Source organism: Leuconostoc mesenteroides subsp. mesenteroides (assembly GCA_009676745.1).
In the GTDB taxonomy this organism is placed as follows: Bacteria; Bacillota; Bacilli; order Lactobacillales; family Lactobacillaceae; genus Leuconostoc; species Leuconostoc koreense.
Genome location: CP046062.1, coordinates 1,076,788 through 1,090,578, shown reverse-complemented (window position 1 = coordinate 1,090,578; position 13,791 = coordinate 1,076,788). Strand labels below are relative to the sequence as shown.

The following is a 13,791-nucleotide window of genomic DNA, read 5'->3' as shown; positions in this document are numbered from 1 at the left end:
TAAAAAATTTTATCGATTTACTGTCACAGTTAAATCAGGAACGGCCTGATGCTGACGTGTGTAAAAGGTTACGATATACTGATTGTCTGTTACTTCTAAAATCGCATAAGTCCCACCAAGGTTTGCATGTGGTCCCTTTGGTAGGGTTGTTGAACCTGGATTTATAAATAACTTTTGATCGTATGAAACTGCCCCTTCTTTATGTGTATGCCCAAACAAAACAATTTGTGCATGCGCATCGCTTGCAGCTTCATTCATTAAATCTAAATGAGCCCACTTCAATATTGCTGTCGCATTATAAAGATGACCGTGGGTTTGAAAAAAAGTTATATCTTCAATAACCGTTGAACGTGCTTCAACAAAATCAGGATCATTATCCATGTTACCAGTTACCGTGGAAACACCTTTAAAAATGTCATCATCAGCGTGTAATTCAGAATCACCATTGTAAAAAATGCCAGCAACCTGATCTCGCCAATGTGCCAAAATATCTGCTAAAATTTTTCGATCACTATGTATATCTGAAACAACTAAAAATTTAACCATCATTTTCCTCCAACCAAACTGGTAATTTTTTACCGAGTTCTTGTAGTGCCAAGCCACGATGACTAATTGCATTTTTTTCGCTTGCAGACATTTCCGCAAAAGTTTTGTTCATGCTAGGTACAAAAAATATTGGATCATAGCCAAAGCCGTCTTGCCCACGTTCACTTTCTGTGATGTAGCCATCTACCTGGCCGTTAACAATTAGGTTAGAACCCTTAGGACTATGTAGCGCAATAACACTATTGAAGTGTGCTGTTCGCTGCTCTTTAGGAAACTGAGTTAATTTTTGCAAAACTTTGTCAAGATTTGCTTGATCATCGTGGTCACCAGCGTATCGTGCTGAATAAACTCCTGGTTCACCGTTTAAAGCATCCACTGACATACCAGAGTCATCAGCCAAAATATAATCATTAGGAGCAACTTTAGCAATCGTTTCAACTTTCTTCACAGCATTTTCTTCAAACGTTGTTCCATCTTCAACAATCTCAGGCACATCCCCTATTTCTTGAAGTGAAACGACAGGTAAATCAATACTTATTGCCGCCAGTAAGGCTTCAATTTCAGTTATTTTATGGGTATTATTACTCGCTATAATTAGCTTCACTTTTCTTCCTCCAAATGGTTATCAACAACGTTAAGATGGCGCACATCTAGCTCATGATCTCGTGCTAACCAACTACTAGCAATTGTTTTGAATTTCAATGTTTCACCTGTCGTATTATAAATATCATTATTATGATTATGCTTCACGGCTGAATGAATATCGAGTTCATCCAAATATTGTTTCATTACTGCAACCGTTTTGGCGCCAGAATCAACTAATGTCACATCAGTCCCGACAGCTTCTTGAATAAAAGACGTCAGTAATGGAAAATGAGTACATCCCAAGATTAGTGTATCTACATTTGCATCTTTAAAAGTACTCAAATGACGATGAACTATCTCACGAGCTTCGTCACTCTGATAGAGATTATTTTCCACTAATGTAACAAATTCAGGTTCAGCTTTAGAAGTAATTTGGACATTATTATCAATTGCTAATATTTTTTTATTATAGACTTGCGATTCGACAGTACCTTGTGTTGCAATTAATCCAATTCTTTTATTTTGACTAACTGAAACAGCCGCTTCTGCGCCTGGTTGAATGACGCCAATAACTGGGATAGACAATTGCTCTCGTAATTGTTCTAGAGCTCTAGCAGTAGCTGTATTACAAGCAATGACCAACATTTTGATATGCTGGTCATTTACCAAGTAATGAGCCATTTGAAAAGTATAGTCAATGACTTCTTTTTCGGAGCGCGGTCCATATGGCATACGTGCCGTATCGCCAATATAAATTAATTGTTCGTTTGGTAATTGCTTCTGAGTCTCTTTAACAACCGTTAGACCACCAATACCAGAGTCAACTAGCCCAATAGGATTATTTTTTATCATATAATTAATTATGACTAGGATAATAAAAAATGCAAGCATTTGAACACTAATTTTGTGTATAATGAAATGAAAGGATTTTCGTCAACCATGGATATCAACGATTACGATAAAATTTTACAAACAAACTTTCAAGTAAACAGTTTTGCACTTAGCTTGCTACGTGATGGTCTCTTAAAAAATTTACTTCAAGAAGACTACCCTCATATTTTATACTGGGCTGGCAAAGAAATTGCACGACAGTTTCCAACCGACACACTGTCGACAGTAAAAGAGTTTTTTGCCAACGCTGCCTTTGGTGATTTAGAAATCAAGTCACAAAATAGCAAAAATCAACGTTGGGAATTAACTGGCGATTTAGTACGACAACGTCTTGAATTAAATAAAAATGCGGATTTCAGTTTAGAAGCCGGTTTTTTAGCACAACAGCTTGAAGTACAAACTGGTGCTATTGCTGAAGCCAATTTCAAGTATTTGAAGAAAAACGAAGGTGTTTCCTTTGAAGTAATCACTGACCTATCTGAAACAGTCAATGTTGATGATCTTAGGCAACGTGCAGCTGCACGGGATTCTTTCTTAGATCGAACACATGCGACAACAGAAAAAGCTACCGTTGTGGAAGTAAGGAATAACGATGATATTTCACGTGAACAGTCTATCACAGACTCCTTACTGGCTTTTAAGTTTGACGAAACCGTCATGCCTACAGAAGAGAGTTCCGGGTTGAGTGCTTTATCTGGTGAAGAAATTGATCCATTCAATGTGCCAACATCTACAGAAAATCCACAGTCCCCTTTTAAATAATAAAAAACCCGTTAACGAAAGCGTTAACGGGTTTTTATTGGATTTCAATAATTTTTTACAAATAAAAAGCCCCTGACCGAAGAGGGGGGTTGGCCAGGGGTTTGATAACATAAGTTATCGGTGTATCAATCAACAATTGGGGGAGCTGATTGATGCATTACTGGGGGAAGTAATGAAACTCAAATGTTATTTGAGTATATGTCTATTATAGACTAATTCATCTGCAATAATATGTCTGAATTTTGACAAAATTATTACGTGACAATGACATAATACTTAGTGAAGTAAATAACTTTTATTAAAAATAATTAACAAAAAAGCACTTCCAAAGAAATGCTTTTTACATAGTTTAAACGTCGCGACGACGTTCTTTAATACGAGCTGCCTTACCTTGCAAAGCACGCAAGTAGTACAACTTTGCACGACGTACTTGACCAAAGCGAGTAACTTCAATCTTTTCAACACGTGGCGAGTGCAATGGGAACGTACGTTCCACACCAACACCTGAAGAAATCTTACGAACTGTATAAGTTGCTTGGATGCCAGCGCCCTTGCGCTTAATAACAACACCTTCAAACAACTGAACACGTTCACGTGAACCTTCAACGATCTTAGCATACACTTTAACAGTGTCTCCTGCACGGAAAGCAGGAATGTCAGTACGCAATTGTGCTGATGTAACGTTTTCTAAAATAGTATTTTGACGCATCGGTCATTCTCCTGATCGACAATCATACACTTGCCCTTAGGCTGAACGCACAGCGGATTATCGTTAATATGGGCTTTAATAGCCAGAAGTAATTATAGCAAATTATGATTTTAATGTCTAGTATTACTTTGCATGTTTCATTAAATCAGCGGAAATAATATCAATTTTATTTTGTGATTCTTCTTGTGATTCAGATTCAACCCCGATGTAGAACTTTAGCTTAGGTTCAGTTCCTGATGGTCGTAAGGCTACCCAAGAACCATCGTCCAACCAATATTTTAATACATTTGCTTTTGGTTGAGACAGCTTAGTCGTTGATCCATTTTTATTTGTTTCAACTGAAGTTGAAAAGTCTTGCACACGTGCAACTTCTATTCCACCAATTTCATTGGGTTGATTATCGCGAAAGCCAGCAATAATTGCAGCCATTTCATCATTACCATGAATTCCTGGGAAATCTAAGCTAATCGTCTTCTCTTCAAAGTATCCAAATTTCTCAAACAATTCATACAATCCATCCGCAAAGGTCTTCCCTTGTGACTTGTAGTATGCAGCAACTTCTGCAAATAATACCAAGGCTTGAATAGCATCTTTATCATGCGAGAAAGGCTTGACCAAGTAACCGAAACTTTCTTCAAAACCAAACAAAAATGTATTGGATTTCGTTTCTTCAAATCGATCAATCGTAGCAGCAATATATTTAAACCCAGTTAACACATCAGCTGTCTCAACACCAAAACTTTCCGCAACTTTTGAGGCAAAGCGTGATGATACAATTGATGTCACAATTGAGCCATTAGTTGGTAAAGTATTTGTATCTTTTTTAGCTGTTAATAAATAGTTAACCAAAACAGCAGCAATTTGATTACCTGTCAAAATTTGGAATGTACCGTCAGCTAATTTAACAGCCGCACCCATACGATCAGCGTCAGGATCTGTTGCTACAACAGCATCCGCTCCATCTCGCTTAGCATATTCAATAGCTAGTGATAGCGCGGCAGCATCTTCTGGATTAGGTTTTTGAACCGTTGGAAAGTCACCATCAATAACAGCTTGTTCCTTTACAATTGTGTAATTTGTGAAACCTGCCTGCTGCAAAGCTTTTTCACCAATATATTGTCCTGTTCCATGTAACGGTGAATAAACAAATTTTAGCGAAGCACCTTCTTTGGCAACAAGGTCAGTGTTAACTGTCACTGTTTCCATCTTCTTTAAATATTTATTATCGATTTCATCATCAATAATTTGTACATTTTTGTTGTCTTCATCTAAAGCAATATTAAAAATATCAGTAATGTTCGCCAGTTCGTTAACCACAGCCTCAACTGCTTTTGGAACCATTTGACCGCCGTCTTCTCCATAAACCTTGTAACCGTTATATTCTTTAGGATTATGTGATGCAGTGATCATAATACCAGCGAAAGCATGTAATTCACGTACAGTAAATGATAATTCTGGTGTTGGACGTAATGAGCTAAAAAGAAAACTCTTAATTCCGTGTGCTGACAATACTTGTGCCGCATTTGAAGCAAACTCGGGTGAAAAATGGCGCGAATCAAAACTAATTGCTACACCACGCTTTTGAGCGTCTAATCCTTGTTGATCAATATAACGTGCCAAAGCTTCAGTTACTTGACGAACTGTGAAAACATTCATGCGGTTTGTCCCTGCACCCAATACACCACGCATTCCAGCTGTACCAAAACTTAGATTTTGATAAAAAGCATCTTCCTCTTGTTCTGGTGTGTATTTTTCTAAATCAGCAGCCAAATAATCTGGTAAAGTCGCTTCCTGCCATTTTGTAAGTGCTTCTTTATAACTCATGATTTACCTTCTTTTTTTTGTAATTTCTTAAATTATAACAAATTTATTTTCGAATAAACAATTGGATAATACTTTGCCGACATTTGGGAATACGTAAAATCACTATCAACACTATTGCTATTACTATCATTAAGGAAATTGTATCTTGTCTTGGAATTGCCAGATGACCAATAAAATATCCTATTGAAACCATGATTAGTGACCATAGAAAGCTAGCAAAGGCTGACATCCTTAGATAATTTGAAAATGCTAAACCTAAACGGTGAGCTAATAGTGGCACCGCAACACGAATAAAAGGCAAGAAACGTCCCAAGACAATAAATAACAACCAGCGTTTTGGATGAAAATTACCTGCGATTTGTTCAATTAACTCATCATGCACGTATTTTTTAATTATGGGAATCTTACCAAATTGCTTTGTAATATAAGCACCAAACCAATAATTAACGCCATCCCCCAAAAAAGACGCAAAAGCAAAAACTAAAACAACTAGTCCAAGTTCAAAAAAATCGTGATGTGTTCCTACCAATCCTCCGGCTGTAATCAAAATCGCATCTCCAGGAATAAACCCAGTTAGAATACCAGCTGTCTCAACAAATATTAGTAAAAACATTACAACAAAAGTTGATATAGAAAAATCAGCGTCACTGCTAATTAGATAGGTAATCCACTCTGGCATCATTGCCAATGTATTTATAAGCATTTCCCCTCCAAAATGTCATAATATTAAAAAAACACAGTGAAATCATTTATTGTTTGGGTTGAAATAACTCAACACCAAGTAATTGATTATTTTGTGGCTTTTCTCCAGGATTTTCTATTACCGCAAACAATACGTCAATCAACACTTTTGCCGCCTGTTTCATTGGTTGTACGATTGTTGGTAAATCAGGATGTAGCTGACGAACAATTGGTGTCCCATCGTAACCTATAATTTTCACATCTTCTGGAACACGTTTACCGATTTTTCTTAGTGCATTTTGTAATTGAATTGCACCAACATCATTGTAAGCAAAAACACCATCAATATCGTTGCTTGTAACGTAGTCAATCATTTTATCGAGATCTTCTTTTGAAGCGAACCCTTCTAGATTGAAATTTTCTTGAAAAACCTTAGCTGTAGAGTCTTTTGTCGCTCTTACAAAACCATCATAGCGGATATGTGTAGGTGATTTCGAGCCATCATCATCACTCAATATTAATAGACGTCGAGCACCTGTTGAGAGTAAATAGTTACCAGCAAGATATCCTCCCTCTTCATTGTCTTCAGAAACAATAGGGATATCATCTGATAAATATCGATCATAAGAAACAATCGGTAAATAGGTATTCTGATATTCTTCAATATCTAGATTATGTGAAGATGTTATTATCCCTTCAACTTGATTAGCTGCAAGCATTTGCAAGTATTGCTGCTCTTTCTCAACATTATTTGCTGATGCTGCGATAATAACTTTATAACCTTTTAAGAACAATAACTGCTCAATTTCGTTGGCTAATGCAGTAAAAAATGGGTTTTCCATATTAGGTAAAATCAAACCGATAAATTGTGATGATTTACCTTGTAATGAACGTGCCATTGCATTTGGTTGATAATGTAGTTCACGCATTGCAGCATGGACCTTATCAATTGTTTTTTGGCTCAAAGAACCATAGCTGTTAATAACACGTGATACTGTTGTCACAGAAACACCAGCTAGCGCTGCGACATCACTTAATTTTGCAACCATTACATACCTCCATAGTCTTATATTATTTTATCACACCAATAGCCTTATAAAACGGAAATTAATTCGTCGTGAGACTTGACTTTATAATGCCAAAGGTTTAGCATAGTCACCGTAAGTTACTTTTGTCACAAAAAAGGAGAATTAATCATGGAAGCACTTGTTTTAACCGGAACTAAGCAATTAGAAGTAAAGGACATTGAACGTCCAAAGGTTTTGCCTAATGAAGTTTTGATTCATACAGCATTTGCTGGTATTTGTGGTACTGATCACGCACTATATGCTGGTTTACCTGGGTCTGCTGATGCCGTTCCTCCAATTGTTTTGGGACATGAAAATTCTGGTGTTGTTGCTGAAGTTGGTTCAAGCGTTACTAACGTTAAAGTTGGTGATCGCGTAACTGTTGATCCTAACATCTATTGCGGACAATGCAAGTTTTGCCGCACTGCACGTCCTGAATTATGTGAAAACCTATCAGCTGTTGGTGTTACACGTGATGGTGGTTTTGAAGAATTCTTCACGGCTCCTGCATCTGTTGTTTACCAAATTCCTGACAATGTTTCATTGAAGTCAGCTGCTGTTGTTGAACCCATTTCATGTGCTGTTCACGGTATCCAATTGTTGAAAGTTACTCCTTACCAAAAGGCTTTGGTAATCGGTGATGGCTTCATGGGTGAATTGTTTGTTCAAATTTTGCAAGCATATGGTATTCACCAAGTTGATTTAGCTGGTATTGTTGATGAAAAGTTGGCAATGAACAAGGAAAAGTTTGGTGTAAAGAACACATACAACACAATGAAGGGCGACAAAATCCCTGAAGGTGAATATGATGTTATCATCGAAGCTGTTGGTCTACCACAAACACAAGAATCTGCTATTGAAGCATCAGCTCGTGGTGCTCAAGTATTGATGTTTGGTGTTGGTGGTCCTGATGCTAAGTTCCAAATGAACACTTATGAAGTATTCCAAAAGCAATTAACTATTCAAGGTTCATTTATCAACCCTAACGCATTTGAAGATTCATTGGCTTTGCTATCATCTGGTAAGTTGAATGTTGAAGCATTGATGTCACACGAATTAGACTATGCAACTGTTGACGACTTTGTTAATGGTAAGTTAGGTGTCGTATCTAAGGCTGTTGTGAAGGTCGGCGGCGAAGAGGCATAATTATGACTCAAAACGAGACAAAGACGAAAAGCTCTAGAACTATTTCAATGAGTTTATCGATTACCTACTTTATTATTTCACTAGTTATCAATGCTATGGGTAACGTTTTAACCCTGGTTACCTCTGATCATATTCACCCTGCCTTTCTTGGTTCTGCCTACTGGACAGCAGCAGAAGCCAACTTAGGTCACGCGATTCTAGGAAATAATTCTCTAGCATTATTCTGGGCCTTTCTAGTTCTTGGTATGTTAATCTCTTTCTTAAATGCATTTTTGATGAAAAAGATTGATTGGAAAAGAATTTTTGGTAACTTTGTATTCATGCTACCGTTTTCAATTTTCATTCAATGGTTTTCAAATATTTTCAATCAAATTATGCCTGATGCAAAGTCATTACCAATGGTAATTTTATACATTGTTATTAATTTCTTAGGAGTTGCCCTTATTGGTACCGCTATTTCAATATATCAGCGTGTAAATTTGGTTTTGCATCCAGCAGATGATTTAATGCAAATATTGCGTTTTAAGTATTTTAAGGGTTCTGCTTTCAAAGCAATGTGGGCCTCATACATTCCACCAACGATTTTTGCCATTATTGCGTTTATCATTACTTTCCCAAATCTATATAATTTTGGCTTAGGAACGCTCTTCGCCTTTCTTTTCCAAGGCGGGATAACTGGAATTGCTGACAAGCTAGTATTTCGTAATTTAGATCACCAAGCTGTTGATGTTGGTGAATAAAATAGACTCATTGTTTGGTATAAAAAATATTATTTTTGGAGGAGAAAATTATGGCTTTTGCTGATTACTACTCAGGTGTACAACATATTGGTATTCCATCATCTTCATTAGCACAATCTGAAGCATTTTGGACTAAATTAGGTTTTAAAAAGACTGGTGATTTTCCTGCCGGGAATGTCATCTTCATGCAACGTGAAAATCTAGTGATTGAAACATGGAGCGGTGACGAAGTTGCTGGTAAACCAGGAGCTATTAACCATATTTCAATGGACACTACTGATGCAGATGCTGCTTTTGATGCTGCTAAGGCTGAAGGCTTTACTTTAATCGATTCAGAAGTACAACATTTACCATTTTGGGACAAAGGAATTAAGTTCTTTAATATTCAAGGACCTGATGGTGTTATCGTAGAATTCTGCGAAATCGTTAAATAAAAAAAAACGATGACTAATCGTCATCGTTTTTTTATTCTGCAATTTTTTCAGTGGTGGGCAAACTACTAATATAATCATACACACCCTGACCTGCCAAACTGCCATCACCAACAGCAGTAGTGATTTGCCTCAAATCTTTTACACGAACATCGCCAACAGCAAAAATACCAGGAATATTCGTTTGCATCTTATCATCTGTTACAATCCATCCTTCTGAATCGGTAATATTAAGATTTTCAAACCCTTGCGTATTTGCCTTCAATCCTACATAAATAAACACCCCTGATGCATCAATGTGACTTTTTTCGTTTGTCAGGTTATTAATCACATCAACGCCTGTAACTTTGTCATTATCACCAGTAATTGCCACCACTTCAGTATGCCATTCAAACTTCATTTTAGAGTTATCAAATGCGCGGTTTTGGATAATTTGTTGTGCACGTAATTTGTCACGACGATGAAGTACTGTCACCGATTTAGCTAGATTAGTTAAGTATAAACCTTCTTCGATAGCTGAATCACCGCCGCCAATAACCAAAACATCCTCGTCTCGGAAAAATGCACCATCACACACTGCACAATAACTCACACCACGACCTTGATACTCGTCTTCACCCGTTACATCTAAATGGATATGCTCTGACCCTGTTGCTATAATGATTGCCTTGGCAGCATAATCGCCCATATCAGTGCGAATTATTTTTATATAATCTTCAACTTCAATACTCTTTACTGATCCAAAACCATATTCGGCACCAAATTGTGTTGACGAAGAATACATCTTTTCAGCTAAATCCGGACCCAGAATGGAATCAAATCCAGGATAATTTTCTACCTCAGCTGTATTATTCATTTGACCACCATAAATACCACGATCCAACATTAATACTGATAAATTAGCTCTTGAAGCATATGTGGCTGCAGTCATCCCCGCTGGTCCAGCCCCAATAACAACTACATCATATTCTTTGAGTTCTTCTGACATATTTACCCCTTTACTTACTTTTTGTTAACACCAATTGTACTCGATTATGTACCCCTTGTCGAGTGTATCATCTGATTTAAAAAAACAGGAAGTATTTCTCCTGTTTTTTTAATTACAACTTTGATGCCAATTCTTTAATATACGCACGCAAAGCATCTTTCGTTTGCGGATGCTTTAAACCGAATTCAATGTTTGTTTCCAAGAATCCAATTTTTGAACCAATATCATAACGACTACCCTTGAATTCATGCGCATATACGTGCTGACGGTTGTTCAATGAGTCAATAGCGTCAGTCAATTGTATTTCATTTCCTTTACCAGGTTTTGTTCTTTCTAGCTCTTCGAAAATTTCAGGGGTCAAAAGGTAACGCCCAATAATTGCTAGATCGGAAGGTGCATCCTCTGGCTTTGGCTTTTCAACAAAACTCTTTACACGGTATAGTCCACCTTTATCAACTTGTGCGGCTGGATCTATTACACCGTATTCGGATACTTGATCGTGCGGTACTTTCATGACCGCTAACGTTGATTCACCAGTTTCTTCGTAACGTTGGATTAGTTGTTTTGTCAATGGTACTTCATCTTGCATCAAGTCATCACCTAGCAAAACCACAAACGGTTCGTCACCAATAAACGCCTTAGCAGTCAATACGGCATCACCGAGACCTTTAGGATGTGATTGACGGATGAAGTACATATTAATATCTGTTGTTTCCTCAACAAGCTTTAATAGTTCATCCTTTCCTTTTTCACGTAAATTATTCTCTAATTCTGGGTTAGAATCAAAATGGTCCTCAATAGAACGTTTTGACTTACCATCAACAATCACGATATCTTCAATACCAGATTCAATTGCTTCACGCACGATATATTCAATCGTTGGTGTGTCAACGATTGGCAACATTTCCTTAGCTAATGCCTTAGTTGCTGGCAAAAAACGTGTGCCCAATCCGGCTGCTGGAATAATAGCTTTACGTACTGGTTTCATGATTTTTTCCTCTTTATCTTTTTCTAATCTTCACTACGCAAAGGACGACTCATTAGGTCGTTAATTGCATCTCGTAATGGCTCATTTTCATATAATATACGATAAATACTGGCTGTGATAGGCATCTCCATATGATGATGTTGCGAAAATTCATATACTGCTTTTGTTGTGCTAACACCTTCTATAACCATGCCCATTTCATCTTGAATCTCTTGCAAGCTCTTTCCTTCACCCAGCTGTTTTCCAGCACGATAATTTCTGGAGTTTGGTGACATACCAGTAACGATTAAATCACCAATGCCTGCAAGTCCCAAAAATGTTTCGGGCTGCGCTCCCATTGCTTGCCCTAGGGCGCGCATTTCTGATAAACCACGTGTCAGTAAAGCAGCCTGTGCATTAGCACCATAGCCTAATCCTATTAATGCGCCTGATCCAATGGCGATAATATTTTTTAGGGCTGCTGCCAGTTCTGATCCTAACAAATCATGGTTCGTATAAGGTCTAAATGAATTGTTAGCAAATACTTGCTGTAATAACTCAGCAGCTTCTTCATCTTCAGAAGCAATCGATACAGATGTTAAATCATGCTTGATAACATCTTCTGCATGCGATGGTCCAGAAATCATCGCCAACGTGGAGCGATACTTTGAAGGTATTTCTTCAGCAAGCATCTCCGACACACGCTTATAAGTTACTTGCTCTAAACCTTTAGTAGCATGGGCCAAAATTACTGGATGATCTTGTTTATTCAAAACGTCAGCTAACTGACGTGCAACTTCTCGTACAACTTTAGTAGGAACAACTGTTAAAACAATTTCAGCATCCATCACTGCTAAGGCCATGTTACTGGTGGCCATTAACTCAGATGATAGCTCTGCGTCTGGCAAATACTTTTGGTTGGTATGTTGACTGTTTATTTCATCTGCTTGTGTCGCTGTACGTGTCCATAAACGCACATCATTATTATTTTCTGCAGCAACGTTAGCTAACGCCGTGCCCCAAGAGCCACCGCCCAATACGGCTATTTTAGTCATTTTTCTCGTCCCTTGCATCGATTTTTTCATTTTTTTCCATTTCGGCAGTCATACGCTCTTCCAATGTCTTCAGCGCATCAATACCCATGTTCGCTGTACGGAACTTAACTGAGGCTGCATCAATCACACTGGCAGTATTTCTACCAGGTGTCACTGGCACAACCATTCGTTTAATCTTAACACCTAAGATTTCTAAGGAATCATTATCATCACCTAAACGGTCAAAATTAGCTTCACCTATTTTACCATTAGATAAATGGATGTTTAATGCAATTGTAGCATGTGATCGAACAGATACAGCACCATAAACTTGCTGAACATCAATTATTCCGACACCACGTACTTCCATCATATTACGTAATACACCGTTTGGTTCGCCAATCAGCCGTTCTTCATCTTCTTGATAAATGTCTACGCGATCATCAGCGACCAAACGCGCTTTCCCTTGTTGAATTAATTCCAAGGCTGATTCTGTCTTACCAATGCCTGCGTCACCAGTAATTAAAACGCCTAATCCGTGAACATCAATCAAAACACCATGCACATTTTTACGTGGTGCAAGTTCACCACCCAAATAATACGTCATGTTGGATAAAATTCTTGAAGAGGTTAAGGTTGATGATAAAATCGGGATATGTGCTTCATCAGCTGCTTGACTTAATTCATCACTTATTGGTAATCCAGTTGAAATAACGAATGCTGGGGTTTTTTCATCTGCCATACGACGAAATACTAATAATAGTTCATCATGACTCATGCGCTCAGAAAATGATGTTTCAGTAATTCCAAGTAACTGAATTCTTTCTGGTGCATAATAATTGAAATACCCTGTCATCTCTAATCCAGGACGAGAAATATCTGAAGTAGTGATTTCTCGGTCTAGATACTGATCACCGGCAACAATCTTTAGTCGGGTATTTTCTACTAATTGTTTTACTGTTACTGAATTTTGTGCCATCTTAATGTCTTTCTACTTGCACATGCAAATCTTTTGTCAAAAACGTGTTAATAATGGAAACAATAAATGCAATAATCATTGCCCAGCCAAAACTTGAAAATTCAAATCCACCAACAAGATCAGCGGTAACTTCCAATAACATTGCATTAACAACAATAGCAAAAAATCCAAATGTTAAAATTGTTAACGGTAACGCCAAAATTGTTAAAATTGGTTTAATGATGGCATTTAATATCGATAATACAAATGCTGCCAATAATGCTGCATCCCAGCTATCTACCCGAAATCCTGATGGGAAAATCATTGATAAAAGTAGAAAGGTTAGCATGTTTATCGCTAAACGAACAATAAATTGCATTAAATTCTCCATTACTTATAATTTTTTGAAAACGTTTACCATATTGATATAGTAAGCTTTCAATAATTCCATTATAACAAATA

Annotated in this window: 16 protein-coding genes; 4 read left to right on the top strand and 12 right to left on the bottom strand. The window is 37.4% G+C overall.

Translation table 11 applies throughout. The features are described from left to right. Nucleotides 1–9 precede the first annotated feature (9 nt). The 3 genes from GJV51_05510 to racE are packed head-to-tail and all read right to left on the bottom strand — an operon-like array spanning nt 10 to nt 2,022. Nucleotides 10–546: a YfcE family phosphodiesterase gene (locus GJV51_05510; GenBank protein QGM25456.1), complete on the bottom strand. Its 537-nt coding sequence runs from the start codon at nt 544–546 to the stop codon at nt 10–12. Further along, nucleotides 539–1,150 (bottom strand): XTP/dITP diphosphatase, encoded by a 612-nt coding sequence (locus GJV51_05505; protein ID QGM25455.1) that lies wholly within the window; start codon nt 1,148–1,150, stop codon nt 539–541. Before GJV51_05505 ends, GJV51_05510 begins: the two co-directional genes overlap by 8 nt. Beyond that, nucleotides 1,147–2,022: a glutamate racemase gene (racE, locus tag GJV51_05500; GenBank protein ID QGM25454.1), complete on the bottom strand. Its 876-nt coding sequence runs from the start codon at nt 2,020–2,022 to the stop codon at nt 1,147–1,149. Before racE ends, GJV51_05505 begins: the two co-directional genes overlap by 4 nt. Nucleotides 2,023–2,070: 48 nt before the next feature. Here racE and GJV51_05495 point away from each other — a divergent pair, with 48 nt between their 5' ends. Continuing rightward, a complete protein-coding gene (locus GJV51_05495) occupies nt 2,071–2,784 on the top strand; it encodes a DUF2507 domain-containing protein (protein ID QGM25453.1) in 714 nt (237 codons plus the stop codon). A gap of 349 nt (nt 2,785–3,133) precedes the next feature. Here GJV51_05495 and rplS read toward each other — a convergent pair whose 3' ends face one another. The 4 genes from rplS to GJV51_05475 all read right to left on the bottom strand — a co-directional run bounded on the left by rplS (nt 3,134) and on the right by GJV51_05475 (nt 7,047). Beyond that, nucleotides 3,134–3,493 carry a 50S ribosomal protein L19 gene (gene rplS, locus GJV51_05490; GenBank protein ID QGM25452.1) on the bottom strand — a complete coding sequence of 120 codons (360 nt, stop codon included), beginning with the start codon at nt 3,491–3,493 and terminating at the stop codon, nt 3,134–3,136. A gap of 123 nt (nt 3,494–3,616) precedes the next feature. After that, the gene (locus tag GJV51_05485; protein ID QGM25451.1) at nt 3,617–5,317 is read right to left on the bottom strand and encodes a phospho-sugar mutase; all 1,701 of its coding nucleotides are present in this window, start codon (nt 5,315–5,317) and stop codon (nt 3,617–3,619) included. A gap of 43 nt (nt 5,318–5,360) precedes the next feature. After that, entirely contained in the window at nt 5,361–6,020 is a 660-nt protein-coding gene (locus GJV51_05480; protein ID QGM25450.1) for a DedA family protein, read from the bottom strand. Between the two features lie 46 nt (nt 6,021–6,066). Continuing rightward, entirely contained in the window at nt 6,067–7,047 is a 981-nt protein-coding gene (locus GJV51_05475) for a substrate-binding domain-containing protein (GenBank protein QGM25449.1), read from the bottom strand. Nucleotides 7,048–7,194: 147 nt separating this feature from the next. Between GJV51_05475 and GJV51_05470 the strand changes: the two genes are divergently transcribed. Genes GJV51_05470 through GJV51_05460 form a run of 3 tightly spaced genes read left to right on the top strand, consistent with a single transcriptional unit; the run spans nt 7,195 to nt 9,385 of the window. Further along, nucleotides 7,195–8,211: an alcohol dehydrogenase catalytic domain-containing protein gene (locus tag GJV51_05470; GenBank protein QGM25448.1), complete on the top strand. Its 1,017-nt coding sequence runs from the start codon at nt 7,195–7,197 to the stop codon at nt 8,209–8,211. 2 nt (nt 8,212–8,213) lie between these two features. Continuing rightward, complete coding sequence (locus GJV51_05465) at nt 8,214–8,951, top strand: fructose permease (GenBank protein QGM25447.1); 738 nt, start codon at nt 8,214–8,216, stop codon at nt 8,949–8,951. A 50-nt stretch (nt 8,952–9,001) separates the two neighbouring features. Next, nucleotides 9,002–9,385 (top strand): VOC family protein, encoded by a 384-nt coding sequence (locus GJV51_05460; GenBank protein ID QGM25446.1) that lies wholly within the window; start codon nt 9,002–9,004, stop codon nt 9,383–9,385. 31 nt (nt 9,386–9,416) lie between these two features. On the opposite strand, the gene trxB is transcribed toward GJV51_05460, so the two are convergent. From trxB to GJV51_05435, 5 genes are all read right to left on the bottom strand, one after another. Next, a complete protein-coding gene (trxB, locus tag GJV51_05455) occupies nt 9,417–10,370 on the bottom strand; it encodes a thioredoxin-disulfide reductase (GenBank protein ID QGM25445.1) in 954 nt (317 codons plus the stop codon). Between the two features lie 112 nt (nt 10,371–10,482). After that, nucleotides 10,483–11,358: a UTP--glucose-1-phosphate uridylyltransferase GalU gene (galU, locus tag GJV51_05450; protein ID QGM25444.1), complete on the bottom strand. Its 876-nt coding sequence runs from the start codon at nt 11,356–11,358 to the stop codon at nt 10,483–10,485. A 23-nt stretch (nt 11,359–11,381) separates the two neighbouring features. Continuing rightward, nucleotides 11,382–12,392, bottom strand: coding sequence for an NAD(P)H-dependent glycerol-3-phosphate dehydrogenase (locus GJV51_05445; GenBank protein ID QGM25443.1), 1,011 nt, complete (start codon nt 12,390–12,392; stop codon nt 11,382–11,384). Continuing rightward, the gene (locus GJV51_05440; GenBank protein QGM25442.1) at nt 12,385–13,350 is read right to left on the bottom strand and encodes an HPr kinase/phosphorylase; all 966 of its coding nucleotides are present in this window, start codon (nt 13,348–13,350) and stop codon (nt 12,385–12,387) included. The genes GJV51_05445 and GJV51_05440 overlap by 8 nt, the downstream gene beginning before the upstream one ends. 1 nt (nt 13,351) lies before the next feature. Further along, nucleotides 13,352–13,708: a phage holin family protein gene (locus tag GJV51_05435; protein ID QGM25441.1), complete on the bottom strand. Its 357-nt coding sequence runs from the start codon at nt 13,706–13,708 to the stop codon at nt 13,352–13,354. Nucleotides 13,709–13,791 lie beyond the last annotated feature (83 nt).

Bases quoted from the DNA above. Each gene is read 5' to 3' on its own strand.
- GJV51_05510 (QGM25456.1), bottom strand. From the start codon at position 546: ATGGTTAAATTTTTAGTTGTTTCAGATATACATAGTGATCGAAAAATT.
- racE (QGM25454.1), bottom strand. From the start codon at position 2,022: ATGCTTGCATTTTTTATTATCCTAGTCATAATTAATTATATGATAAAA.
- GJV51_05495 (QGM25453.1), top strand. From the start codon at position 2,071: ATGGATATCAACGATTACGATAAAATTTTACAAACAAACTTTCAAGTA.
- rplS (QGM25452.1), bottom strand. From the start codon at position 3,493: ATGCGTCAAAATACTATTTTAGAAAACGTTACATCAGCACAATTGCGT.
- GJV51_05485 (QGM25451.1), bottom strand. From the start codon at position 5,317: ATGAGTTATAAAGAAGCACTTACAAAATGGCAGGAAGCGACTTTACCA.
- GJV51_05480 (QGM25450.1), bottom strand. From the start codon at position 6,020: ATGCTTATAAATACATTGGCAATGATGCCAGAGTGGATTACCTATCTA.
- GJV51_05475 (QGM25449.1), bottom strand. From the start codon at position 7,047: ATGGTTGCAAAATTAAGTGATGTCGCAGCGCTAGCTGGTGTTTCTGTG.
- GJV51_05470 (QGM25448.1), top strand. From the start codon at position 7,195: ATGGAAGCACTTGTTTTAACCGGAACTAAGCAATTAGAAGTAAAGGAC.
- GJV51_05465 (QGM25447.1), top strand. From the start codon at position 8,214: ATGACTCAAAACGAGACAAAGACGAAAAGCTCTAGAACTATTTCAATG.
- GJV51_05460 (QGM25446.1), top strand. From the start codon at position 9,002: ATGGCTTTTGCTGATTACTACTCAGGTGTACAACATATTGGTATTCCA.
- trxB (QGM25445.1), bottom strand. From the start codon at position 10,370: ATGTCAGAAGAACTCAAAGAATATGATGTAGTTGTTATTGGGGCTGGA.
- galU (QGM25444.1), bottom strand. From the start codon at position 11,358: ATGAAACCAGTACGTAAAGCTATTATTCCAGCAGCCGGATTGGGCACA.
- GJV51_05445 (QGM25443.1), bottom strand. From the start codon at position 12,392: ATGACTAAAATAGCCGTATTGGGCGGTGGCTCTTGGGGCACGGCGTTA.
- GJV51_05440 (QGM25442.1), bottom strand. From the start codon at position 13,350: ATGGCACAAAATTCAGTAACAGTAAAACAATTAGTAGAAAATACCCGA.
- GJV51_05435 (QGM25441.1), bottom strand. From the start codon at position 13,708: ATGCAATTTATTGTTCGTTTAGCGATAAACATGCTAACCTTTCTACTT.